Raw genomic sequence first — 24968 nt, forward strand, 5'->3', positions numbered from 1 at the left:
TGGGTCGGGTGAATTTTCACCCGTGGCGTGGCGGCGCGTCCTCTTTCAGGCGCAGGCGCAGGTGAAGATAGGCCTGCCGGATCAGCGACCAGGTGCGCGACACGGAAAGGCCGAGTTCGGCCGCGATCTGCTGCATGGTGCGCTCGCCGAGGCGGTGCATCTCGAAAGCCCGCCGCGTCGGCTCCGGCAGGTCCAGCAGCGCGCGGGCGACGATCGCCAGCCTCTGCCGGTCATAGAGGATGGTCTCGGGCGAGGGGGCGAAGGCGGGGATGTCGTTGAGATCGTCCGTGGCAAGATCGACGAACTCCATGAGCCGCTCGTGCCGGTAAAAATCCACCGACAGATTGCGCGCGACCTGATGCAGATAGGCCCTCGGATGGTCGGCATGGCGGGCCGGTGTCGTCAGCAGCCGGACAAACGTGTCCTGGGTGAGGTCCGCAGCGGCCTCGGCGCTGTGTCCGCGCCGCCGCAGGAACCGGTTGATCTCACGCGCGTGCCGCAGGAAAAGGCGGTGGAGATCCCAGCTCATTACCTCCTCCATCAATGGGTGCGCCCGCCACCGTGCACGGCGACGGGCCGACAGGGCCGGGGCGGAACCGAAGGGCCTCATGGGTGCGGCGGGTGACGTCGACCCATGCTGCGGACGGCTGCTTCCGTGCCGAGAACATGGAAATAGCCCTTACCGACTCTCTAAATCTCTTGCAATCTCAATAGCTTAAAGTCATTCTAGACGGCGCGGCCCTTGTGTGGTCGGCAGCAAGGGGACACGCGGAAAAAGCGCGGTCGCAGAGGATGATAGTGCCGTCCGGGCGGTGGCGGCGGCTCACGGGCGCGCCGTGCCGGCCGGGAATTTTCCAAGGAGAAGTGTCACCCAAAGGCAACAATCGCCGGGGCCAGGTGGCTTTTCCTTAGCGGCCGGGCGCCCAGCGGGGTGGCGCCGCCATCCGTTGGGTCAGGTGTGCGTTGTCGGAACATTCGGCACAGACCGCGGCGTAGATTGGCGGAGCGCGAGCTTCGCCTGACACAGGCAACCCCGTTGCTGCATATCGGTACTACAGAAACGAAGCCGGCGCCCACAGAAAACGTAGATAAATCAATATGTTCTGGGGCCGTGCGGCGAGTTCAATCCTCTCTCGCAGCACCAGTTCCTGCTCCTTCACACCACAGAATATCAGGTGATACGAGACCCGCTGGTGAGGCAATCCGCGGGTCTGGGCGCGTGGCGGGCGTGCGGCGGCGGGGCGCGCCTTTGGCCGCGGGCACGGCAAGGCACTCCCCGGCGGGGGCGCCGGGGAGTGGTGTGCGCAAACGCTCCGTGTAAATGCGGCGCCGGCCCTGTGCCTCGGGTTCAACCCGGCGCGCCTTGCCGCGCCGCCGCGCCCGGGCGGTCTCCGGCTCAGGCGTTGAAGCCGCCGTCGACGGTGAGGGCGGTGCCGCTGATCTGCCGGGCGGCAGGGCTGGCGAGGAACGCCACCGCCGCGGCGACATCGGCCGGGGTGCCGTAGCGCCCCAGGGCGGTGAGCGCGCGCATGCCGTCCGCCTGTTCGCCATCGGCCGGGTTCATGTCGGTATCGGTGGCGCCGGGCTGCACGACATTGACGGTAATGTCCGCCGGGCCGAGTTCGCGGGCGAGGCCGCGGGTGAAGGACAGCAGCGCCGATTTGGTCATGGAATAGACCGTGACGCCGCCGAACGGCACGCGCTCGCCGAGACAGGAGCCGATGGAGATGATCCGCCCGCCGGCCTTCAGATGCGGGATCGCCGCCTGCGAAGCCAGCACCACCGCGCGCACATTGACGTTCAACTGCGCGTCGATGTCGGCGAGGCTCATCTCCGCCACCGGCCCCTGACGGGCGATGCCGGCATTGTTGACGAGAATGTCGAGACCGCCGAGTCCCGCCACCGCCTCCTCGACGGAGCGCTTGACGGCGGCCGGGTCGCTGCTGTCGGCCTGGATGGCGAGGCCCCGCTGGCCTAGGGCCTCGATGGAGTGGACAAGATCGCCCGCCCGTTCCGCCGAGCGCTCATAGGTGAGGGCGACATCGGCGCCCTTTTCCGCCAGCGCCCGGGCGATCGCCGCGCCGATGCCGCGCGAGCCGCCCGTCACCAGGGCGCGCTTTCCGGCCAGTTCATTCGTTCCAGCATGTTCATTCATGGCCAAACCATTTATATAGTGATTGATACATAAATGGCTAGGACGGTTGATCGGCGCGGTCAAGCCTTTATATATCGAGCGATGCAGAATTCGGACGAGACCTGCCGCAAGGGCGCGGCCCCCCCGTCCCGCCATCGCGGCCGGCCGCGCGCCTTCGACCGGGAGGCGGCTCTGGCGCAGGCGATGCGGCTGTTCTGGACCAGGGGTTATGAGGCGACCTCGATCGCCGATCTCACCGCCGCCATGGGCATTGGCGCGCCAAGCCTCTATGCCGCCTTCGGCTCCAAGGAGGCATTGTATGTCGAGGCACTGGAGCATTATACGCGCAGCTATGAATGCCTCGCCTGGGCCGGCTTCCGGGCGGCAGCAACGGCGCGGGAGGCGATCGCCGCGCTGCTGTTCGATTCGGCGGCGTCGCTGACCGGTTGTGTCGCCGACATTCCCCATGGCTGCATGGTGACGCTGGCCAGCGTCGACTGCGAGGAACATCGCGCGCTCGGCGATCACCTGCGCCTGTCACGCGCCGGCGGGCTGGAACAACTGACAGCGCGGCTGGCGCGCGGCGTCGCCGAGGGCGATCTCCCTGCCGGGCTCGATTGTCAGGCGCTCGCCCGTTTCCTTCAGGCCGTGCAGGCCGGCATGTCGCTGCTCGCCCGCGACGGCGTCGGGCGGGCGGAGCTTGAGGCGGTGGCCGAACTGGCGCTGCAGGGTGTCGATGCCCGCCTGGCGGCGGCCGCATCCGGCGGCCGTGCTCCCTTCTCCCCGCGTCCATAAGCCGGCTCACGGTCGACAGCGCGGCCGCGCGGCGGCACAAAGCGTCCCGGGCGATGCAACGAAAGGCCCCCGCGGCGCTTATCCCTATCGGAGTAGGTTGCGTCGGACGATCGCACCTCTCCCCGGGCGTTGCCGCCCCAACCAAAGGAGACCGAGAACCGCATGTGTGGAATTGCCGGAGACGTTCGCTTTGATGGCTCGTTCGCGGATGCGCGCGCCATCTCGTCGATGATGGATGTGCTCGCCCCGCGCGGACCCGACGGGGCCGGGCTGGAGGCGCGCGGGCGCATTGCTTTCGGTCACCGGCGCCTGCGCATCATCGACCTCTCCGACAAGGCCGCGCAGCCCATGGTCGATCCCGAACTCGGGCTGACCCTGACCTTCAATGGCTGCATCTACAATTACCCCGAGCTGCGCGCCGCGCTGGAAGCCAAGGGCTACCGCTTCTTTTCCCAGGGCGACACCGAGGTGATCCTCAAGGCCTATCACGCCTGGGGCGAGGCCTGCGTCGAGCGTTTCCACGGCATGTTCGCCTTCGCCATCGCCGAGCGCGACAGTGGCGCGGTGGTGCTGGCGCGGGACCGCTTCGGCATCAAGCCGCTCTACTACACCGAAGGAAACAAGCGCCTGCGCTTCGCCTCCAGCCTGCCGGCGTTGCTGGCCGCGGGCGATGTCGACACCACGATCGACCGCGAGGCGCTGCACAATTACATGAGCTTCCACGCGGTGGTGCCGCCGCCGCGCACCATTCTGCAGGGTGTGCGCAAGCTCCCTCCCGCCACGGTCCGGCGCTACGCCCCCGACGGGTCCTTCACCGAGCGCGTCTACTGGCAACCTCCCTATGAGCGTCGCCCCGAGGATGCCGGGCTGACCGCCGAGGATTGGCGCGACCGGGTGCTGGACGCGCTGCGCACTGCCGTGCGCCGGCGCATGGTGGCCGACGTGCCGGTCGGCGTGCTGCTGTCCGGCGGGGTGGATTCTTCCATCATTGTCGGCCTGCTGGCGCAGGAAGGCCAGCGCGACCTCGCCACCTATTCCATCGGCTTCGAGGAGGCCAATGGCGAGAAGGGCGACGAGTTCGTCTATTCCGACCTCATCGCCAAGACCTTCGAAACCAACCACCACAAGATCTTCGTGCCGTCGGCCGATCTCATGGGCGCCCTGCCCGACACGATCCGCGCCATGTCCGAGCCGATGGTGTCCTACGACAATATCGGCTTCTACCTGCTCTCGCGCGAAGTCTCCAAGTCGATCAAGGTGGTGCAGTCGGGGCAGGGTGCGGACGAAGTATTTGCCGGCTATCACTGGTATCCGCCGCTCGCCGACAGCAATGACGTGGTGGGCGACTATGCGCGCGGCTTCTTCGACCGCGATCATGCGACGCTGGCCCGCCAGTTGAATCCGGAATGGATGGCGGGCCGCGATGTCAGCCGCGATCTCGTCGCGGCGCATCTGCTGGCGGAGGGGGCGGCCACGCCGGTGGACCGGGCCTTGCGGCTGGATTCGCAGGTGATGCTGGTCGACGATCCGGTGAAGCGGGTCGACAACATGACCATGGCCTGGGGGCTGGAAGCGCGCGTGCCCTTCCTCGACCACGAACTGGTCGAACTCGCCGCCACCATCCCGCCGGAATACAAGCTGGCGCAGGGCGGCAAGGGCGTGCTGAAGGAAGCCGCCCGCCTCGTCGTGCCGCATGAGGTGATCGACCGGCCGAAGGGCTATTTCCCGGTGCCGCAGCTCAAATACATCTCCGGCCCCTATCTGGAGATGGTGCGCGACGTGCTCGGCGCGCAGGCGGCGCGCGAGCGCGGCCTGTTCCGGCAGGACTATCTCGACACGCTGTTCGCCGATCCGGTGACGCATATCACGCCGCTGCGCGGTTCCGAACTCTGGCAGGTGGCGCTGCTGGAAATGTGGCTGCAGTCGCACGGCGTCTGAGCGGGAGGAGAGCAGCGTGACACCCAATTGTGCCCTCGATGTCGGCTGGGGCCGGCTGATCTTCGGCCAGACCTTCGACAGCCTGCCCGACCTCGTGGAAACACTGCGCGAGGAAGGGCCGGACCGGCGCGACATCGCCGTCTATATCGAGGAGCCGCATGTGCTCCTCTCGCATGCGCCGCAGGAGGTGTTCCTCGATCCCTCGCACACGTTCCGGCTCGATCTCGCCACCTATCGCCCTTCCGACCGCCCGCCCGCGGGCTTCCTCATCCGGCCGCTGGAGACGGGAGCCGATGCCGACGCCATCAACCGCATCTATGCGTCGCGCGGCATGGTTACCGTGCCGCTGGAGTTCTTCCAGTCGCCGCGCACGCCGGACCCTCTGACCTATCTGGTGGCCGAGGATGAAGCGACCGGGCGCATCGTCGGCACGGTCACCGGCGTCGATCACGGCCTCGCCTTTGGCGACCCCGCGCGCGGCGCCTCGCTCTGGTGCCTCGCGGTCGATCCGCAGGCGCGCCAGCCCGGCATTGGCGAGGCGCTGGTGCGCTGCCTCGCCGAGCGCTTCGCCGCGAGCGGCGCGGCCTTTCTCGACCTGTCGGTGATGCACGACAACGGGCAGGCGATCGCGCTTTACGAGAAGCTCGGTTTCGCGCGCGTGACCTTCTTCACGGTGAAGCGCAAGAATCCGATCAACGAGAAGCTGTTCGCCGGGCCGGAACAGGGCGAGGGCTACAACCCTTACGCCCAGATCATCATCAACGAGGCGCGGCGCCGGGGCATTCTGGTCGAGCCGATCGACCCCGCCGGCGGCTTTTTCCGGCTGGCCTTCGGCGCCCGCACCGTGCGCTGCCGCGAGAGCCTGTCGGAGCTGACCTCGGCGGTGGCGATGTCGATCTGCGACGACAAGAGCATCACCCGCCGCATCGTCGCCGAGGCCGGGGTGCGCGTGCCCGCGCAACTCACCACCAGCGCGCCGATGGAAGAGATCGCCGGCTTCCTCAAGCGCCATGGCCGGCTGGTGGTGAAGCCGTCACGCGGCGAGCAGGGGCAGGGGGTGAGCGTCGGCGTGGCGACGCTGGACGAACTCGACGCCGCCATCGCCGAGGCGCATAAATTCTCCAGTGAGGTGCTGGTTGAGGAGTGCGTGGAGGGCGAGGATCTGCGCCTTGTGGTGATCAACTTCAAGGTAGTGGCCGCCGCCATTCGTCGGCCGGCGGCGGTGATCGGCGATGGGCGCAGCACGGTAGGCGAACTCATCGAGGCGCAGAGCCGGCGCCGTGCCGCCGCTACATCGGGAGAATCGCGCATTCCCTGCGACGGCGAGACCGAGCGCACGGTGCGCGATGCCGGCTTCACCATGGGGTCGGTGCTGGCGGCGGGTCGGGAGCTGAAGGTGCGGCGCACCGCCAATCTGCACACGGGCGGCACCATTCACGACATCACCGACATGGTGCATCCCACGCTCGTGGAAGCGGGCATCAAGGTGGCGCGGGCGATCGACATTCCCGTCGTCGGGGTCGATCTCATGATCACATCGCCGACCGGGCCGGACTATGCCTTCATCGAGGCGAATGAGCGCCCGGGCCTTGCCAATCACGAGCCGCAGCCAACCGCCGAGCGCTTCATCGACCTGTTGTTCCCCCTCGCCATTCCCGCCGGGGTACGCCACGTGATGGACACCCCGCAGGGGAGGGCGGAGGGATGACGCGGCTGACCATTGACGCGGATTACCTCGCCAAGGTGCTGCGCCGGCTGCTCGCCATTCCCAGCCCCACCGGCTACACCGACACCATCGTCCGCTTCGTCGCCAAGGAACTCGCCCATTTCGACCTGAAGGTCGAACTGACGCGCCGGGGCGCCATACGTGCGGTTCGTCCGGGCGGCACGCCGCTCGGCGCGCGGGCGCTGGTCGCGCATGTCGACACGCTGGGCGCGCAGGTGAAGATGCTGAAGGAGAACGGGCGCCTGTCGGTCGTTCCCATCGGCACCTGGTCGGCGCGCTTTGCCGAGGGGGCGCGCGGCACCGTGTTCACCGAGAAGGGCGGCTATAGCGGCACCATACTGCCGCTGAAGGCCTCTGGCCACACCTTCAATGACGAGGTCGACCATCTGCCGGTCGGCTGGGACCATGTGGAGATGCGGGTGGATGCGCGCGCCCGCAACGCGGCCGATCTGCATCACCTCGGCTTCGAGATCGGCGACATCATCGCCATCGACCCGCAGCCGGAATTTCTCGACAATGGCTTCATCGTCTCGCGCCATCTCGACGACAAGGCCGGCGTCGCCGTGATGCTGGCGGCGATCAAGGCGCTGCATGAGGTGAAGGCGGAAACGCCGGTCGATATCCACTGGCTGTTCTCGATCGCCGAGGAAGTGGGCGTCGGCGCCTCCGCCGTGCTCGATGCCGATGTCGCCTCGCTGGTGGTGATTGACAATGGCACCACCGCGCCGGGGCAGAATTCCGACGAATTCGGTGTCACCGTCTCCATGGCGGATGAAAGCGGGCCGTTCGACTACCACCTCACCCGCAAGCTGGTGGAACTATGCCGCGCCAACGACATTCGCTACCAGAAGGACGTGTTCCGCTTCTACCGCTCGGATTCCGCCAGCGCGGTGGTGGCAGGGGCGGATGTGCGCACCGCCCTCATCACCTTCGGCGTCGACGCCTCGCATGGATATGAGCGCATCCACATGCATGCGCTGCGCTCGCTGGCGGAACTGGTGACCGCCTATGTCGTCAGCCCGGTGGAAATCACCCGCGACTTCCAGCAGACGGCCGACCTCAAGGGCTTCACCCGCCAGCCGACGCGGGAGGCGGTGCAGCAGCTCTCCTCCGATGTGGGGAGCGACGAGTTGGAGGAATAGGCGGGCTCGACATCGGCAAAATCTATCCCCCGGGCGCCCTCCGCCAGGACGACCCGGGGCCTTCGCATCGCCGCGGCGCCGAACCGCGCCGCGCCGTCGCGAAGAGCCGGCGGAACCCGCATTCCGCCGGGACTTCGGAACGCCGTCTCAGAAGCTGAGCTTGAAGCTGGCGTTGAAGCCGTTTTCCGTGACGCCGTCGCCGAACTGGCCGGTATAGGCCACGCCGAGCGTGCCGCCGGCACCGACCCGCAGGTCGAGGCCGGCTTCCAGAACCGCGGCATCTTCGGCGATGGCGACCCCGCTCGCCGCGAAGGGGGCCGAACCCAGGAAGGCCTGCGTCGCCATCGGGGTGATGTCGCCAAAGGCATGGCGCCAGCCGGCCGCGCCGCGCAGCGTGGTGTCCAACCCGCCGATTATCACCTCCCGCTGCGCGCGCAGGCCGAGCGTGGTGAAGCTTGTTTCCATGTCGTTGCCGCCGCTGGCCAGCGCCGCGCCGCCGCCCTGCTCGGAATAGCCGTCCGTGTCGAGGCTGACATAGGCGAGGTTGGCGAAGGGCTCGAAGGCGGCGAACGCCGTGTCGATACGGTAGCCGACCTCGCCGAAGGCCTGGAACAGGCCGGCCGTATAATCGGCGCTGAGGCTGTCGGTGAAGCCGGGAAAGGCGACCGAGCGCGCGGTCGATACGTCCTGCCACGTATAGGCGAGGCCGGCGCGCAGCGCGAGCGCGCCCCACTGGTTGCCGCCATAGGCGCCGAGGTGCCAGTTGTCGCTGTCGCCCGAGGCGCCGCGCCCGCTGAACGAGGTGGAACTGTAGCCGCCGGCGACGCCGAGCCTCCAGCCGCCGTCGAAGCCGGCATCACCGCCGATCAGGAAGCCGCCGGTCGCGCCATTGAGCCCGGCGGCGTTGGTCGTGCCGTCGAAACCGGTCCAGGAGCCGAAGCCGGTGGCCCAGATCGCCCGCTCGGGCGTGGTTGCCGCCGCCGGCGCCGCCTTATAGGCGAGCCCGTCGTCAATGGCCCGGCCGGCCGCCGTGGCGGCGGCGGGCGCGGCATAGCCCAGCACCGGCACGGCGGAGGCGCCGACCGCCCCCTGTGCCGCGCGCACACGGTCGATCATCACCGTGCGGATCAGGCCGCTCTGTTCGACGAACAGGCTCTGCGACGACGCATGGATGTCGCCGCCAAGCTGGTCGAAGGCGGCGCGCGCCTGCGCGTCGGAGGGAAGGAACAGCAGCGCATTTCGCATGCCCGCCGTCGGCCCGGTGCCGGGGAGCGTGTCGAGCGCGCCGGCGACCGCGAACTGGTTGCCCGTGACGGCGGCGGCAGTGAAGTCGCGCGCCTGATCGAAACGGACATAGATGTCGTTGCCGGTGTTGGTCGAGGTGAGCCCGACAAAGGCGGAGATTTCCACCTCGCCCGCGACATTGCCGAAATTGCCGTTCACCCCGCCGGCCGCGGACAGCACATGATAGTCGGTGCCGAAGGCGATGGCGTCGACCGCGCGCAGCCGGATCCCGGCGCCGGAATCGATGGTTGCCACGCCGCCGGCGGCGATCAGATCGGTCTGGCCGGCGAGATCGACATCGACGCTGTAAGTGGCACCCGCCTCGAAGGCCACATCGCCGGTGAACAGCGCCGTGTCGCCCGTCCCGCCATCGGCGAGGCTGAAGACGCGGTGATTGGTGAACAGGTCGAGACCCTTGAACTGGGTCGTTTCGGCGGTCTCGGCAAAGGAGGCCGCGTAGACCGTGCCCTTGTTGGTGAGTGTATCTGTGCCCTCGCCGAAATCATTGATCCCGGTGACCGCCCACACGCCTGAATTGTCGAACGTGTCGTCGGCGCCGGTGAGAGCCACGCGGCCGATCAGGTTGCCGGCATTGGCGAGGACGATCCGGCCGCCGGTGGCCGTGACCGCCACGGCGGCGGATGCGGCGGCGATCTGCTCGCGGGTGATGTCGCCGTCGAGCACCGGCAGCGCCTGGCTGATGATGATGCCGCCGGATTCGTTGGTGAGTGTCGCTCCGCCGGTGCCGTCCTTGGCGGAATAGTCGCCGCTGTCGACCGTGATGCCGCCGGTGATGAAACCGAACTGTTCGAATTCGTCGCCGTCGAGCCCGGGGCCGTTGATGATGGTCACGCTGTCGCCGTCGGCGTAAATGGCGCCATAGCCGGGCGAGGCGATGAGACCGCCGCGATTCTCGATCCGCGTGTCGCCCTCGACGAGATAGGCGAGCACGGCATAGTCCTTGGTGCTGGTGATCTGGCCGCCGGTACCGTTGTGCAGGTCCACATCCCCGCCGACGACGACGAAGGAGGCGCCGCTATAGGTGCCGCCGGCGAGCGTGCCGCTGCCATTGGTCACGGTCGCGTCGCCGCCAACTTCATAGATGTCGATGCCGTATTGGCTGCCGGACATCGTGCCGCTGCCATTCTCGACGGTCACATCGCCCTTGCTGGACCAGACGGCGAGGGCGGTGGTGCCGGTGATGGAACTGGCGTCGTTCGAGATCCAGACATCCCCCGAGATCTCGTTGGCGAAGACGCCATTGCTGCTTTTGCCGGTGCCGTTGATGACGCTGCCATTCTCATTGATCAGCGTCAGGCTGTCGGCGTCCCAGGCGGTGAGGCCGGACGAGCCGCTGATGGCGTTCTTGGCACCACCTGAATTGGTGACCTTGACGGCGCCGACCTCGTAGAAAATGGCGCCGGCGAAGTTCCGGCCGGTCGCCGTCAGCGAGCCCTCGACCGTGATCTCGATATCGGAGGCGACGATTTCGAGCGCGTTGGCCTTCGTGCTGACAGTGCCGATCGTGCCGGTCACCTTGCCATCGGTGGTCTTGAGATAGACGCCATCCCCGTAAGCATTGGTGATGGTGCCGGATGTCTGGTGGATGTCGATATTGCCGCCGTCGGAGAGGGTGATGTCGATGCCATCGGCGACATCGCCGGCTATGTTCACCGTGCGGTCGGTGCGGCCGCTGCTGACGGTCTCGTCATAGCCATTGGGCGAGGGGGGCGTGCAGGTCACCACCGTGCCGTCGCGCACGCAGTCCGCCTGCGCCGGCGTTGTCAGGCCGGACAGCGCCGCCATGAGCGCCCCGCCGACAGCGACTCTTCCGGTGGCGCGCCTGCGGCTCACCCGGCGTTCGAGCTTCCCCATGTCCCTGCACGTCCCATCCCGCCTCGACTGGTTGAAAACTAGCGGAGATGTAAAGGGGAAGATTACAGAAGGTTACGATAGAAGAGCCTTCGGGGTAGCCTTATACCATCTAGGTCAAAACGATGGGTTCGCATAGTTGATAACCCCAGTTGCGGATCGCACGAAGGGGGTGGGGACCGGTACCACTCTGCCGCATCTTGGTGGACAGGCGGGACATGGTGACGTTGAGCGCGTTGCGGTTCGGCGCGCGGTCCGCCTGCTCGAGCACGGCGATGATCTGCCATGTCTCCAGCCGGTGGTCCTGCGCCCGGGTAAAGGCGGCGAGCAGCGCCGCCTCGGGGGCGGAGAGGGCGGTCATGCCCAGCGGCCCACCAAGTGTGAGCCGCCCCGTGTCGAGCACCAGCCCCCTCGGCGCCGGCGCGGCCGGACGCAGCCGCCGCGACAGCGCCTGAATGGCGGCGGTGAGCTCTTCCAGTGCAACCGGCTTCGCCAGATAGATGTCGGCGCCGCTTTCATAGCCGATCCGCTTGTCGTCGGCGCGGGCACGGGCGGTCATCATGATGATGCCGATCTCGGGATGAGTCACGCGCAGCCGCCGGGTCAGGCTCAGCCCGTCCTCGCCGGGCAGGTTGAGATCGACGACGACAAGGTCGATCCGCAGCGCCTGCCTCTGCTCCGCCAGCGCCTCCGCGCAGTCGAAGCCGACGGCATGATGACCCTCGCCGGTCAGGGCGTTGACGATAGCGGTTCTGAGATCGTCATTGTCTTCGACGACGGCAATGCTGAGCATGGCAACCAGACGCTGAAGCGCGCCCGCCCCTCGATGAAATCGTATGTAATCAAACCATCAAGCAGGTCCACGATTCCCTGCACAATGTAAAGTCCCAAACCGGACCCGCTTTTCGTGCGGGCATGTGGACCGCGATAGAATTTCTCGAACAGCCGGGAGATGTCAGGTATCACGATACGCCCGCAGTCATTCTCGACGGTGATGCGCACCCCCATGCCCGCCGGTCCGGCTTCCGCGCCCGCGCTCACTGTGACGGTCGAGTCGTCCGGCGAGTATTTCAGCGCGTTGTCGATGAGGTTGTGCAGCACAGTGGCGATGAGTTGCCCGTCCGATATCAGCGCGGGCAGCGGGCCGGCGTCCAGCGCCACACGGCCGGGTGACGCGCTCGCCGCGACGGCGGCGCGCAGGGCGGCGGCCATGTCCACCGGCGTGCGCACCACGTCGAGCCCCTTCTGCTCCATGCGGTCGGCGAAGCCGCAGCGGTCGATGATGCCCTCCATATTGCCGAAGGCGGCGTCGATCAGCCGTCGCGGCTCGCCGCCCACCCTCGCCATGTCCACGGCCAGGCGTATGACCGAGAGCGGCGTGCGCAATTCATGGGTGAGCATGGCCATGAAGCGGTTCTGCATCTCGAACTGCGCGCGCTGCAGTTCGAGCTGACCCAGCGTCACATCAAGCGCCCGCTGCGCTTCGAGGCCGCGCTGGCGGGCCTCGCGCGAGCGCAGGGCGAGCAGCACGAACATCGGCAGGTCCGACAGCAGCCCGTGGATGATGTTGGCGTCGAGATTCCAGGTCGAGGCCGGCAGCACACCGAGGATCGGCAGCATGGTCAGCACCAGCGAGGTGGCCTGGATCACATAGAAGATCCGCAGCACCCGCCGGCCGGGCGGCGCCTCCCGCCGGGTGCCGAACGCCATCAGCGGCAGCAGCGGGACGATCAGCATCACCACTATCGCATTGAGCTTCAGCGCCGCCTGGGTAGCGCCGACCGCGAGCAGGACGAAGGCGATGACGAGCGCCAGCAGCAGCGCGTCGATGCTCCAGCGTCCGAGCGCGATCAGGTCGAACTGGCGCAGCAGCAGCCGGTTGGTCAGTAGCGAGAACAGCGGCGTCGCGATGACCGAGATGCTGGTCAGCGTGTCGACCAGGCCCGCGGGCGCCGTGGGAAAGATCACAGCCCCATAGCCCATGATCAAGACATTGTAGCTGATGAAGAATAGCTGGTTTATGGCGAAGCAGCCCACCACGATATCGGGCCGGACGGCGAAGTCGCTGGCAGTCCACAGCAGAATGAACAGCAGCAGCGCCAGAATGAAGATTTCGCTGGCGTGGATGTGCAGGTCGCGCAGCGCCGCCATTTGCGGTACCAGCGCCTCGACATGCATCAGCGAAGTGCTGGTGGTCGACAGGCGCAGATAATAGGTCGTTTCCGGCCGGTTAGGCCAGATGTTGAAGCCGAGGCTGAGCGAGGGCACATCCCGCTCCAGAAAAGGCGTGCGGTCGCCGGTGACATATTCGTGCCAGACACCGGGCCGGCCGGGCACCGGCTCGAACAGGGCGACACGGTCGAGATAGGTCGGGCGGATGCGCAGCACCAGCGGGCCGCCATCGCCCGGGCTCACTGTCAGCCGCAGCCAGTAGGTGGAGGGCGTGTAGCCGCGCGCCAATATGGGCGGGGTGGGGCTGAACGCAGCATGTGTCACCTCGCCGATGGTCAGCGTGCCGCTGGGGTCCTCCAGCACGGCGCGGCCGAGTATGTGGTCGCGCGAGGGAATCGCCGCCGTCCAGGCGATGGCGGCGCCGCCGCCGACCAGCACCAGCAGGATGAAGAAGCGGGCGACAGCCGACCAGGGCGACAGCGAAAGGCCGGCGGGCAGGGGCATTGGCGCGCTTGGCTCGGACTTGTCCGCTTCACTGTGATCGTGCATGCCGCCCTGCCTGTCCCCGGCCGGCTCGCGCGCGGCATCGCTATCAGATAGACCAGCCGCCGGGCGGTTCGCTAGCTCTCGCTCCCCGCCGCTCTGGTCGTCAGCGCGGCGATTTCGGCCAGCAGGCGGGCGGGAATCCACACACCCTCCGCGCTGCGGGCGCGGGCGGCATAGCGGCGCTCGGCCGGCAGTCTTACCCCCGGCTGGGCCTTGGCGAGGGCGAAGAGTTCCTGCGCCCCGGCCAGCCGCGTCTCCAGCGTCTCGCGCCCGAACACCGCCGGGTCGAGGGCGATGAACAGTTCGCCGCCGAGCGGCGGGCCGGCATCGCCATTTTCCACCGCCTTCGCCTGCCGGCTGGTGAGATCGCCGATCAGCGGTCCGGCGATGAGTTCCACCATCAGCGACAGCGCCGAACCCTTGTGCCCGCCGAAGGGCAGCAGCGCACCCGCCAGCGCGGCGGCGGGGTCGGTGGTTGGGCGCCCGTCCGGGCTCACCGCCCAGCCTTGCGGCAGCGGCTCACCGGCCCGGCGCTTCAGCTCCACCTCGCCGCGCGCGGCGGCGCTGGTGGCGAAATCGAAAATGAACGGCTGGCCCGGCGGTCCCGGCCAGCCGAAAGCGATCGGATTGGTGCCGAGCAGCGGCGTCGTGCCGCCGGCGGGAGCGACGCAGCACTGGCCGACGGTAAAGCACCAGGCGGCGAGGCCCGCCTCCACCGCCGGCTCGATATCGGCCCACAGGGCGGAGAAATGATAGCAGTCGTGGATCGCCAGCGCGGCGATGCCATAGGTTTTGGCCGCCTCGATCAGCGCCGGCACGCCGGTCTCGATGGCAAGCGGGGCGAAGCCGCCTCCGGCGTCTACCTCCAGCACCACCGGCGTGGTGCGGGTGAGCACCGGCGTAGCGTCCCGCGCGGCCTTGCCGCTGCGCACCGAGGAGACATAACCAAGCAGCCGGTAGAGCCCGTGCGAATGGCACTCATCCGCCTGCGCCCGGGTGATGGAACGGGCGATCGCCGCCGCATGCGCCTCTCCCAGCCCGGCGGCCAGCAATGTGTCGCGGGTAAGCGCGTGCACCTCGGCGAGGGTGAGGCGGACATGATCAGCAGGGGGCGTGTGGGCGGTCATGGGTCGCCTTGCGCGGGGCGCGCTCGAGTTCGCGCAGCAGGTCCTGTTGCACGGTGAGAATGTGGGTGTCGAGAAAGGCGCAGGCTGCCGCCACATCGCCCGCGCGGCTGAGATCCGCCAGCGCGGCATGCTCGCTGACCGCCCGTTGCATGCCGAGGCTGCCCATGCCGGCGACATCGCTGAGATGCACCCTTGTGTAGCGGTCGCTCGCCTGCAGCAGGCCCTGGACGATGGTGAGCGAGCGCGGCTGATCCGCCCGCGCATAGAGCGCCATGTGGAAATCAGCATTGATCTGGCCCCAGCGGCCGAGTTCGTTGGCGGCGGTGACGCGCACCATCTCCGCCTGCAGCGCCTCCAGCCGGGCGAAATCCTCCGCCTCCAGCAGCGGAACGGAGCGGGCGAGCAGGCGCGGCTCCAGCAGCCGGCGCAGTTCGAACACGTCGCGGATCTCGGCGGTGGACAGTTCGGCGACCACCGCGCCCTTTTGCGGCATGAAGCGCACCAGCCCTTCGGCATCGAGCTGGAACAGCGCTTCGCGCACCGGAATGCGGCTGACCTTGAACGTCGCCGCCAGCGCGTCCTGCCGCAACTGCGCACCGGCTGGATAGGTGCCGTCGAGGATGGCGTTGCGCAACTGATCGAGAATGGCCGCCGTGAGGGTGCGGTGCTTGAGTAGCGGGTTCATTTACCTTCGGTCGCGCCCCGAATAATCACGCCGGCATATTGACGGATATATTTTATAAAATCTACGATCCCGAAAAAGAGGGAAAAGGGGACCCATGACCAACACCAACGGCGTTGCGGCCGGTGGCGGGCGCTTGCGTGCCGTGACGGCGGCTTCCGAGGCCCTGCTGGTGGCGGAGCGCGTGGCCATTGGCAGCCTGATGGCCCTGCTCACCGGGCTGATCCTGCTCAACGTCGTCACCCGCTACGCCCATGTCCCGCTCTACTGGATCGACGAATCCGCCATCTTCACCACGGTCTGGCTGACCTTCCTCGGCGCCTCCGCCATGTCGCGGCTGCGGCTCGACTTCTCCATGACCATTCTGACCGAGCGCCTGCCGGCGGGCGCGGTGAAGGCGATGCGCGTCGTCGCCACGCTCTGCATCCTCGGCTTCGGCCTCGCTTTGGCGGCGATGTGCTGGATGTGGATGGACCCGGTGGGCATCGCCAGCGCCGGTTTCGACGCCCGGGCCTATGGCGGGGCGACGTTCAACTTCCTCTACACCGAGCGCACCCAGACGCTGAACTGGCCGAGCTGGGTGCTCTATCTCGTCATGCCGCTCTTCGCGCTGACCCTCACCGTGCACAGCGCCGCCAATCTCCTCGAGGATCTCGGTCTCGCCGCCCCGCCCGACCGCAGCGACATCGGTCTCAACAGCGCCGAAGAGGTCGCCTGATGCTCACCGGCGCCGCCTTCCTCGTTTTCCTGCTCATCGGGGTGCCGATCGGCATCGCCATCTGCCTCACCGGGGTGGTTTTCATCCAGGCTTCCGGCAATCCGGTGCTCTATCAGAGCTTTCCGATGCAGATGTTCGGATCGGTCGACAATTACGGGCTGATCGCGATCCCGCTGTTCATCCTCATCGGCGAGATCATGAATGGCGGCGGCATCACCCGCCAGATCATCTCCATGACCATGGCCTTTGTCGGCTCGCTGCGCGGCGGGCTCGCCTATGTGAACATGCTGGCCAACATGTTCGTCTCGTCCATTCTCGGCTCGGCGACCGCGCAGGTCGCGATCATGGCGCAGATCATGGTGCCGGAGATGGAGGCGAAGGGATATGACAAGACCTTCGCCGCCGGCCTCACCGCCTATGCCGGCATGCTCGGGCCGATCATCCCGCCCTCGATCATGTTCGTGATGTATTCGGTGCTGGCGCAGGTGCCGGTCGGCACCATGCTGATGGCCGGCCTGATCCCCGGCGTGGTGCTGACCGCGATGTTCTGCATCGTCATCGCCGCCATGGGCTATGTCTATAATTACCCGCGCGGCGAGCGCTTCACCCTGCGTGAGCGCGTGGCGACGGTGGCGGCCTGCGCGCCGACCCTGCTGATCCCCGTCGTCATTGTCGGCTCCATCCTCACCGGCCTCGCCAACCCCACCGAATCCGCTGCCGTCGGCGCGCTCGCCTCCGTGCTGGTCGGGCGGTTCTGGACCCGCGAGCTCTCGCTGGCGCAGCTTCCGCGCATGCTGGTGCGGGCGGGGGTCTATTCCGGCATCGTGCTGTTTCTCGTCGCGGCGGCCGGCGTGCTGTCCTGGGTGCTGGTCTTCGCCAAGGTGCCGCAGGAAGTGGCGCTGTGGATCCAGTCCATCGCCACCGGGCCGGTCAGCTTCATGCTGCTGGTCAATGTCATCCTGCTGGTCATCGGCACGGTGATCGACGGCGCGCCGGGGCTGATCATGACCGTGCCGATCCTGCTGCCGATCGCCACCGAGGTCTATCACATCGACCCCGTGCAGTTCGGCGTGGTGGCGGTCATCAACCTGGTGCTCGGCTTCCTCTCGCCGCCCGTGGGCCTGTGCTTCTTCGTGGCGGCGGCGGTGACGGGGGCCAAGCCCGGCAAGATGTTCATCGTCACCCTGCCCTTCTTCTTCGCCGCCTGCCTGCTGCTGGTGCTGCTCTCGATCTTCCCAGGCCTCTCCACCGCCCTCATTCGCTAAAACCCGTTGAGCCGAAAGGAACGCCCCGATGATCTCCCGCCGTACCCTGCTCGCCGCCGCTGCCGGTGCCACTCTCCCGCTCGCCGCCCCCGGCGTGCTGCGCGCCCAGGCGCGCGACCTGCGCCTCGGCATCATCACCCCGCCCGGCCATCCCTGGAACAATGCCGCGCTGAAGGTGGCCGAGGTTCTCAAGGAGAAGACCGGCGGCAAGCTGACCATGACCGTGTTCCATGCCGGCCAGCTCGGCAATGAGGGCGCGATGATGCAGCAATTGCAGACCGGCGCGCTCGACATGGCCTTCCTGCAGGCGGCCGAGGTCGGCAACCGCGTGCCGAACGTCGCCGCCATCCTCGCGCCCTATGTGATCCGCTCGACCGAGGCCGCGGCCAAGCTGGTGCGCCAGCCCATCGCCATGCAGATGCTGGAGCCGCTGCCGCAGGAGACCGGCACGCTCGGCCTGGGCTGGGGCATCACCTCGATCCGCGTCGTGTTCTCCGCCAAGGAGATCGACGGCATTGCCGGCCTCAAAGGCATGAAGCTGCGCATCAACACCACCCCGGCCTTCCGCGACTTCTATTCGCTGCTCGGCGCGGCTCCGACTCCGATCCCGACCCCGCAGGTCTATGACGCCATGGCCAACGGGCAGGTGGACGGGCTTGAGGCCGATCTCGACTTCTCCTGGAACCAGCGCTTCGACAAGGTGTCGAAGGTGCTGATGCGGATGGATGCGGTGTTCATGCCGTTCATCGCGCTGGCCTCCGGCAAGGCCTGGCAGACGCTCTCGGCCGAGGACCGCGCGCTGATCACCGCCGCGACCAAGGAAGCGCTGGCCGTGCAGGTCGACGAGACCGTGACCAATGCGCCGAAGCTGCTGAAGGACTTCGAGGGCACCGGCATCAAGATCGTCGTCCCGCCGACGGCGGATGCGGCGCCGATCATCGCCGAATACGACAAGATCTGGGCCCCGAAGGCCCCGATCCTGCCGGAGCTGCGCAAGATCGGCGCGACGCTGGGCTGAGAGCGGGTTGCCGGCTTGAAGGAAAGAGGCGCCCTGCGGGGCGCCTCTTTTGTTTGGCGGAAGGTGGGCGCGAAGCCTCGTCAGTCCTGTTTCCAAACCGGCCAGGTGTCGGAGAGGCGGTAGCCGGTCGGCCACGGGTCCTGCGGGTCCGCCATAAGCTGCGCCGTGTGTGTCACCCAGGCCCGGCCCATGATGGAAGGCAGGATCGCCGGCCGGCCCCCAAGCGTCGTTTCGCCCTCGATCCGGCACTCGAAGCGGGAATCGATGATCGAGCGGCCGATGAAGGGCTCCCCCACCTTCAACTGACCTTTCGCGTGCAGCACCGCCATGCGGGCCGAGCAGCCGGTGCCGGTGGGCGAGCGGTCAATCTTGCCGGGACGGATGGCGACCGCATTGGCGCCGCTCTTCACCCCGTCGATCTCGACCATTGGGGCGGCGAACTGACAGAAGGAAATGTGGTTCCAGTCGGCATTCTCAGGGTGCTTGAAGCCGAGCTGGCGGTTCGCTGCCTTGACGATCCTCATGCCGGTCTCGGCGAGGTCCTTCGCCTCGTCCGGGCGGATCGAGAAGCCGAGCGCGTGGGCGTCGACGATGCAGAAGCTGTCGCCGCCATAGGCGGTGTCGACGGTGAGCGTGCCCAGCCCCTCCACTTCCAGCTTGGCGTCGAGCTTGTCGGCGAAGGAGGGGTGGTTGCGCACCTTGATCCGCTCGGCTTTTCCGTCACGGCAATAGGCCGTGACCTCGATCAGCCCGCCGGGTGCCTCCAGCACCATATGTGTTTCCGGCTCGATCATCGGGACAATGCCGGTGTCGAGCAGCACGGTGGAGACGCAGATCGAGTTGGAGCCTGACATGGGCGGGGTGTCTTCCGGCTCCATGATGATGAAGGCGGCGACCGCACGCGGATCCTTGGGCGGCACCAGGAGATTCACATGGCGGAAGACACCCCCTCGGGGTTCCTGCAGCACGAAATTGCGCAGGGTGTTGTCGGAGGCGAGGAAGCGCGACTGCGCCCACACAGTGTCACCCGGCGGGGGCGCCACGCCGCCGACGATCACGTCGCCGACCTCGCCCTCGGCATGGCAGCCGACAATGTGAATGATCCTGGAGGAGCGCATGGGGGCCTCGTGGCTATTTCCATCCACCCTTTCGTCGTCATGGCCGGGCTTGCCCCGGCCATCCACGTCTTCGGTGGCGGCGATTAAGTCGTGGGTCCCCGGGCCAGGCCCGGGGATGACGTCGTCGTGGTACCGTCAGCCGATCACCACCACGGCCGCGCCGAGCGCGTCGAAGCGCGGGGTGACACCGAGTCCCGGCGCGTCGGAGGCGGTCATGAAGCCGTTTTCGCGGCGGGGCGCGTCGGTGGCGATGTCCACCGTGCCGTAGCTGTTGAAATCGGTGGCGGAGAAGGTGAATTCCTCCGGCGTCGAGCGGGCGAGATGGGCTATTGTTGCGGTGACGATGTCGCCGCCCCAGGTGTCCTCGATGGTCATCGGCGTGCCGGAGGCGACGCAGATGTCGCGCATCAGCCGCGCCTTGGTCAGCCCGCCGACCTTGGAGATTTTCAGGTTGATGATGTCCATCGCGTCATCCGCCAGCCCCTTCATCAGCGTGCCGACGCCGTCAATCACCTCGTCGAGCACGAAGGGCCGCGCGGTGCGGGCGCGCACCGACAGGCATTCCTCATAAGTGGGGCAGGGCTGTTCGATGTACACATCGAGGTCGGCCACTTCGGCGCAGATGCGGGCGGCTTCGGCGCGGGTCCAGCCGGTATTGGCGTCGGCGACGAGAATGTCGGAAGCGTCCAGAATCGCGCGGGTGGCGCGGATGCGGTCGATGTCCTGGTCGGCATCGCCGCCGACTTTGAGCTGGAACTTGGTGTAGCCCTCGGCCTTGTAGCCGGCGATCTTCTTCGCCATCACTTCAGAGGCTTCCTGCGAGATGGCGCGGTAGAGCGCGACCTTCTCCTGCGCCGCGCCGCCCAGCAGCTTGTAGACTGGCAGACCCGTGACCTTGCCGAGAATGTCCCAGCAGGCAATGTCGATCGGCGCCTTGACATAGGGATGGCCGCGCAGCACCGCGTCCATATGCCGGTTCAGCACGTTGAGATCGGTGGGATCGAGGCCGAGCACCTTCGGGCCGATTTCGGCCAGCCCGGCGCGCACGCCCTGGGCATAGGCCGGCAGATAGGCCGAGCCGAGCGGGCAGCATTCGGCATAGCCGGTGATGCCGGCATCGGTCTCCACCGCCACCACGGTGGAATCGAACACCTCGATGAAATTGCCGTTCGACCAGTTGTAGCGGCCCTCGCGCAGCGGGAGCCCGACCTTGTAGGCCTTGATGCCGGTGATCTTCATGGCGTGGTTTCCGTTATCTCGTGGTCATCGCGGGCCTGGCCCGGGGAAGAGGTCTTGCGGGGAGCGGAGGCATTGGCGGCAAAAGCGGGCCGGGCCTAGCCCGGCCGGGACGGCGGGGTTCACACCACCACGAAGCCATGGGCGAAGGGGTCGCGGTCGTCGATGAAGATGGTGTTGTAGCCGGTCATGCGGGCCCAGCCGCCGATGGAGGGGATGATCGCGTCGCGCTCGCCCACCTTCACCGCCGCCTCGACCCGGCCCTTGAACAGCGAGCCGATGATGCTTTCATGCACGAAATCGTCGCCCACTTTCAGCCGTCCCAGCGCGGCGAGATGCGCCATGCGCGAGGAGGTGCCGGTGCCGCAGGGCGAGCGGTCGATCGCCTTGTCGCCATAGAACACCGCGTTGCGCGCATGCGCCTCCGGGTGCCGGGCAACGCCGGTCCAAAGAATGTGCGACAGGCCGCGGATTTCCGGCTTTTCCGGGTGAATGAACTCATATTTCTCGTTCAGCGCCCGGCGCAGCGCCGGGCTCATCCCCACCAGCTCGCCGGCGGTGAAGTCCGCCATGTCGCGGAAGGCGGCCTGCGGCTCGACGATGGCGTAGAAATTGCCGCCATAGGCGACATCCACCGTCACCTCGCCAAGGCCGGGGCACTCAGCCGTCAGCCCGCGCGCATAGAGGAAGGCGGGCACATTGGTGATGCGCACCTCTTCCACATATTGCCCGACCTGGGTGTATTCCGCCTTCACCACGCCGGCCGGCGTGTCGAGCATCAGCACGCCCGGCGTCTTCGGGGTGACGAGCCCGTGCTCGATCGCCATCGTCACCGTGCCGATGGTGCCATGGCCGCACATGGGCAGGCAGCCCGAGGTTTCGATGAACAGGATGGCGACATCGCAATCCGGCCGGGTGGGGGGATAGAGGATCGAGCCGGACATCATGTCGTGGCCGCGCGGCTCGAACATCAGCCCGGTGCGGATCCAGTCGAACTCGCGCAGGAAATGGGCGCGCTTCTCGATCATGGTGTCGCCGACGAGGTTCGGCCCGCCGCCGGCCACCAGCCGCACCGGGTTGCCGCAGGTGTGGCCGTCTATGCAGAAGAAGCTGTGTCGCGCCATGGGGATACTCGTCAGAAGCGGTCGGGGCGGAAAGGTTCGAGCGGAATGGACGGCTGGCGCCCGGCCGCGAGATCGGCGATCAGCTTGCCCGTCGCCGCGCTCTGGGTCAGGCCGAGATGGCCATGCCCGAAGGCATAGAGCACGCGCGGCGAGGCGGTGGAGGGGCCGATGACGGGCAGCGAATCCGGCAGTGAGGGGCGAAAGCCCATCCATTGCCGGCCGCCCTCGGTGCGCAGGCCGGGCAGGAAGCGCGCGGCCTTGGTCAGCATCGCCTCGGAACGCTTGAAATTGGGCGGCGCCTTCAGCCCGCCCAGTTCCACCGCCCCGCCGACGCGAATGCCGGTGGACAGCGGCGTCACCACAAAGCCATGGCCGCCGAAGGTGAGTTGCCGGCGCAGGTCGAACGCGCCGGGCGGCAGGGTGGTGTTGTAGCCGCGCTCGGTCTCCAGCGGTACGGAATCGCCGAGCGACTTCGCCAGCGGGCGCGACCACGCCCCGCCGGCGATCACCGCGCGCCCGGCCTGCAGCGTCTTGCCGTCGGCGAGGCGCAGCCGCACGCTGTGCGTGTCGGCCTCGATGCCGGTCACTTCGCCATGGATGAGGCCGGCGCCGCGCGCCATCACCATGCGGAACAAAGCGAGGGCGTAGTGATAGGGGTCGCTCACCGTCTGCCAGTGCGGGGTGAACGTCCCGACCGTGAAGCGCGGCGACAGGCCGGGCTGCAGTTCGGCCAGCCGCTCGCCGCGCACATGCTCGAAGGCGATGCCCTCGCGCGCCCGCGCCTCCCAGCCCGGCATCGCCGCGGCAAGCTCGGCCTCGCTCTCATAGAGCTGGAGATTGCCATCGGAACGCAGATGCTCGGCAAGGCCGGCCTGGGTCACCAGCGCCTGCATGGCGGTGGCGGCAAAGCGCATCAGGTTGCCCTGCGCGGTGATCGAGGCCTGATAGCGGTCGGGCAGGCTGGCGCGCCAGAAGCGGATCAGCCAGGGGGTGATCTGCGCGAGGTAGCGCGGGGGAATGGTCAGCGGTCCCAGCGGGTCGAGCAGCCATTTCGGCGCCTTGCGCAGCATGCCGGGCGAGGCGAGGGGGAGAATGTCGGTGAAGGCCAGCGCGCCGGCATTGCCGTAGCTGGCCCCCTCCGCCACGCCGCCGCGCTCGACAAGGCGCACGCGGTGGCCTTCGGCGAGCAGGTGAAAGGCGGTGGCAAGGCCGACAATGCCGGCGCCGACGATGACGATGTCGTTCTGGGAGGAAGCTGAGGGCACGCTCTTAACCGCGCTGGTTCACGTCGGGCATCGCCCCGGAGCGGCGGCAGGCCGCTCCGGGATCGTGCAGTTTCAAGGGCGATTCCGTCCCCTTGGTCCCCGGCTCATGCCCGGAGGCGAGGGGACGGCGGAGCGCGCCTCACGCCGCCTTGGCGAGGGTCGGGCGGGTGGCGAGCGCGTCGCGGACGATCTTCTCCACCTTGGCGCGCTGCTCGCCTTCCAGCGGCAGGCGCGGGGCGCGCACGCGCTCGGTGGTGCCGGTGACCATGGCTTCGACCAGCTTGAGATTCTGGACGAGATAGGTCGACACGTCGAGGTCGAGCAGCGGGCGGAACCAGCGGTAGATCGCCAGCGCCTCGTCATAGCGCTTGGCCTTCATCAGCCGGTAGATGGCGACCGTCTCCTCGGGGAAGGCGACCACGAGGCCGGCGACCCAGCCCACCGCACCGAGCGCCAGCGCCTCATAGGCGAGGTTGTCGACGCCGGTGAAGATGTCGTAGCGGTCGCCGAAGGCGTTCTGCAGCTCGACGGTGCGGCGGATGTCGTCCGAGGACTCCTTCACCGCGACGAAGCGCTTGTCCTTGGCGAGCTCGGCCATGATCTCGACGGTCACGTCGACGCGGTAGGCGACGCGGTTGGAATAGATCATGACCGGCAGGTCGGCGGCCTGCGCCACCGCGGAGAGGGTGGCCACCGTCTCCTTCGGGTTGGTGTGGTAGACGAGGCTCGGCACCACCATCAGCCCGTCGGCGCCGGCCTGGGCGGCGCGCTTGGCGAGGATCGCGCAGTCGCGCGTGGCGGAATCGGCGATGGTCATCAGCACCGGGCGCTTGCCGGCAACCGCTTTGGCGGTCTTCAGCACAGCGAGGCGCTCGTCATGCGAGAGCATCGGGCCTTCGCCGAGCGAGCCGTTGACGATGATGCCGTCGACGCCGGCGTCGATCTGCAGGCCGAAGCTGCGCTCCATCTCCTTGTGGTCGAGCGTGTCGTCTTCGTTGAACTTGGCGGTAACGGCGGGATAGACGCCCTGCCACATGGGACTGCTCCTTAATTCTACTGAAAAGCCGATCCGGGGGGGATCAGAGGACGGATTTGAGGAAGTCGATGGTTTCCGGCTTTTGCGGATTTCCGATGACCTCGGCGGGCGGGCCGATCTCGTGGATCTTGCCCTTGTGGAAGAAGGCCACGCGGTCGGACACCTCGCGGGCGAAGGCGATCTCATGGGTGACGACGATCATCGTCATGCCCTCGGCGGAAAGCGAGCGCATGGTGTCGAGCACCTCGCCAACGAGCTGCGGGTCGAGCGCCGAGGTCACCTCGTCGAACAGCATGTAGTCGGGCGACATGGCAAGCGCGCGGGCGATCGCCATGCGCTGCTGCTGGCCGCCGGAAAGCTTGGAAGGATAGACCTTCAGCTTCTCCGACAGCCCGACACGGGCGAGCTTGTCCACCGCGATGGCTTCCGCCTCGGCCTTCGACTTGCCGAGCACCTTGCGCGGGGCGAGCATCACGTTTTCCAGCACGGTGAGATGGGGAAACGCATTCCACTGTTGGAAAACAATGCCGATCTTGCGGCGCAGCTTGTTGAGGTCGGTGCCGCGCGCATGCACATCCGTGCCGTCGACGAGGATGCGGCCCGCATTGATCGGCTCAAGCCCGTTGATGCACATGAGCAAAGTGGACTTGCCCGAGCCGGACCCGCCGATGACGGAGACGACCTCGCCCTTCTCGACGGTCATGGTCACGCCCTTGACCACTTCGAGCGAGCCGAAGGATTTGTGTACGTCCTGTATTTCGATCGACATG

General features: G+C 67.5%; 20 protein-coding genes. 7 read left to right on the forward strand and 13 right to left on the reverse strand.

The window, feature by feature from the left end:
* Positions 1-16: 16 nt before the first annotated feature.
* Together AAC979_RS21380 and AAC979_RS21385 are read right to left on the reverse strand one after the other, a co-directional pair.
* Positions 17-529 (reverse strand): RNA polymerase sigma factor, encoded by a 513-nt coding sequence (locus AAC979_RS21380; RefSeq protein ID WP_371348923.1) that lies wholly within the window; start codon positions 527-529, stop codon positions 17-19.
* An 867-nt stretch (positions 530-1396) separates the two neighbouring features.
* Positions 1397-2155, reverse strand: coding sequence for an SDR family NAD(P)-dependent oxidoreductase (locus tag AAC979_RS21385; RefSeq protein ID WP_371348925.1), 759 nt, complete (start codon positions 2153-2155; stop codon positions 1397-1399).
* Positions 2156-2236: 81 nt separating this feature from the next.
* Between AAC979_RS21385 and AAC979_RS21390 the strand changes: the two genes are divergently transcribed.
* The 4 genes from AAC979_RS21390 (at position 2237) to AAC979_RS21405 (ending at position 7735) form a co-directional block, all read left to right on the forward strand.
* A complete protein-coding gene (locus AAC979_RS21390) occupies positions 2237-2929 on the forward strand; it encodes a TetR/AcrR family transcriptional regulator (protein WP_371348927.1) in 693 nt (230 codons plus the stop codon).
* A gap of 162 nt (positions 2930-3091) precedes the next feature.
* Positions 3092-4867 (forward strand): N-acetylglutaminylglutamine amidotransferase, encoded by a 1776-nt coding sequence (locus AAC979_RS21395; protein ID WP_371348929.1) that lies wholly within the window; start codon positions 3092-3094, stop codon positions 4865-4867.
* A 16-nt stretch (positions 4868-4883) separates the two neighbouring features.
* On the forward strand, positions 4884-6575 hold the full coding sequence (gene ngg, locus AAC979_RS21400; protein ID WP_371348930.1) for an N-acetylglutaminylglutamine synthetase: 1692 nt from the start codon (positions 4884-4886) through the stop codon (positions 6573-6575).
* Complete coding sequence (locus tag AAC979_RS21405) at positions 6572-7735, forward strand: osmoprotectant NAGGN system M42 family peptidase (RefSeq protein ID WP_371348932.1); 1164 nt, start codon at positions 6572-6574, stop codon at positions 7733-7735. The genes ngg and AAC979_RS21405 overlap by 4 nt, the downstream gene beginning before the upstream one ends.
* A 147-nt stretch (positions 7736-7882) precedes the next feature.
* Here the strand turns inward: AAC979_RS21405 and AAC979_RS21410 are convergent, their stop codons facing one another.
* The 5 genes from AAC979_RS21410 to AAC979_RS21430 all read right to left on the reverse strand — a co-directional run bounded on the left by AAC979_RS21410 (position 7883) and on the right by AAC979_RS21430 (position 15421).
* Positions 7883-10894, reverse strand: a complete 3012-nt coding sequence (locus tag AAC979_RS21410; protein WP_371348933.1) for an autotransporter domain-containing protein — start codon at positions 10892-10894, stop codon at positions 7883-7885.
* A 109-nt stretch (positions 10895-11003) separates the two neighbouring features.
* Positions 11004-11684 (reverse strand): response regulator transcription factor, encoded by a 681-nt coding sequence (locus AAC979_RS21415; RefSeq protein ID WP_371348935.1) that lies wholly within the window; start codon positions 11682-11684, stop codon positions 11004-11006.
* Positions 11621-13612, reverse strand: a complete 1992-nt coding sequence (locus AAC979_RS21420) for a 7TM-DISM domain-containing protein (protein WP_371348937.1) — start codon at positions 13610-13612, stop codon at positions 11621-11623. Before AAC979_RS21420 ends, AAC979_RS21415 begins: the two co-directional genes overlap by 64 nt.
* A gap of 71 nt (positions 13613-13683) precedes the next feature.
* A complete protein-coding gene (locus tag AAC979_RS21425) occupies positions 13684-14736 on the reverse strand; it encodes an Ldh family oxidoreductase (protein WP_371348939.1) in 1053 nt (350 codons plus the stop codon).
* The gene (locus AAC979_RS21430) at positions 14711-15421 is read right to left on the reverse strand and encodes a GntR family transcriptional regulator (protein ID WP_371348940.1); all 711 of its coding nucleotides are present in this window, start codon (positions 15419-15421) and stop codon (positions 14711-14713) included. Before AAC979_RS21430 ends, AAC979_RS21425 begins: the two co-directional genes overlap by 26 nt.
* A gap of 94 nt (positions 15422-15515) precedes the next feature.
* On the opposite strand from AAC979_RS21430, the gene AAC979_RS21435 reads away from it, so the two are divergent.
* The 3 genes from AAC979_RS21435 to AAC979_RS21445 are packed head-to-tail and all read left to right on the forward strand — an operon-like array spanning position 15516 to position 18419.
* Positions 15516-16136, forward strand: a complete 621-nt coding sequence (locus AAC979_RS21435) for a TRAP transporter small permease (protein WP_371348941.1) — start codon at positions 15516-15518, stop codon at positions 16134-16136.
* A complete protein-coding gene (locus AAC979_RS21440; protein WP_371348942.1) occupies positions 16136-17401 on the forward strand; it encodes a TRAP transporter large permease in 1266 nt (421 codons plus the stop codon). Before AAC979_RS21435 ends, AAC979_RS21440 begins: the two co-directional genes overlap by 1 nt.
* Before the next feature lie 28 nt (positions 17402-17429).
* Positions 17430-18419 carry a TRAP transporter substrate-binding protein gene (locus AAC979_RS21445; protein ID WP_371348943.1) on the forward strand — a complete coding sequence of 330 codons (990 nt, stop codon included), beginning with the start codon at positions 17430-17432 and terminating at the stop codon, positions 18417-18419.
* Between the two features lie 80 nt (positions 18420-18499).
* Here the strand turns inward: AAC979_RS21445 and AAC979_RS21450 are convergent, their stop codons facing one another.
* From AAC979_RS21450 to AAC979_RS21475, 6 genes are all read right to left on the reverse strand, one after another.
* Positions 18500-19537 (reverse strand): proline racemase family protein, encoded by a 1038-nt coding sequence (locus tag AAC979_RS21450; RefSeq protein WP_371348944.1) that lies wholly within the window; start codon positions 19535-19537, stop codon positions 18500-18502.
* A gap of 135 nt (positions 19538-19672) precedes the next feature.
* Positions 19673-20776 carry a cis-3-hydroxy-L-proline dehydratase gene (locus AAC979_RS21455; protein WP_371348945.1) on the reverse strand — a complete coding sequence of 368 codons (1104 nt, stop codon included), beginning with the start codon at positions 20774-20776 and terminating at the stop codon, positions 19673-19675.
* Between the two features lie 119 nt (positions 20777-20895).
* On the reverse strand, positions 20896-21897 hold the full coding sequence (locus AAC979_RS21460) for a 4-hydroxyproline epimerase (RefSeq protein WP_371348946.1): 1002 nt from the start codon (positions 21895-21897) through the stop codon (positions 20896-20898).
* An 11-nt stretch (positions 21898-21908) separates the two neighbouring features.
* The gene (locus tag AAC979_RS21465; RefSeq protein ID WP_371348947.1) at positions 21909-23162 is read right to left on the reverse strand and encodes an NAD(P)/FAD-dependent oxidoreductase; all 1254 of its coding nucleotides are present in this window, start codon (positions 23160-23162) and stop codon (positions 21909-21911) included.
* Positions 23163-23301: 139 nt separating this feature from the next.
* Positions 23302-24198, reverse strand: coding sequence for a dihydrodipicolinate synthase family protein (locus AAC979_RS21470; RefSeq protein ID WP_371348948.1), 897 nt, complete (start codon positions 24196-24198; stop codon positions 23302-23304).
* Positions 24199-24241: 43 nt separating this feature from the next.
* A complete protein-coding gene (locus AAC979_RS21475; RefSeq protein ID WP_371348949.1) occupies positions 24242-24967 on the reverse strand; it encodes an amino acid ABC transporter ATP-binding protein in 726 nt (241 codons plus the stop codon).
* Position 24968 lies beyond the last annotated feature (1 nt).

Source organism: Ancylobacter sp. IITR112 (assembly GCF_041415945.1).
GTDB lineage: Bacteria > Pseudomonadota > Alphaproteobacteria > Rhizobiales > Xanthobacteraceae > Ancylobacter.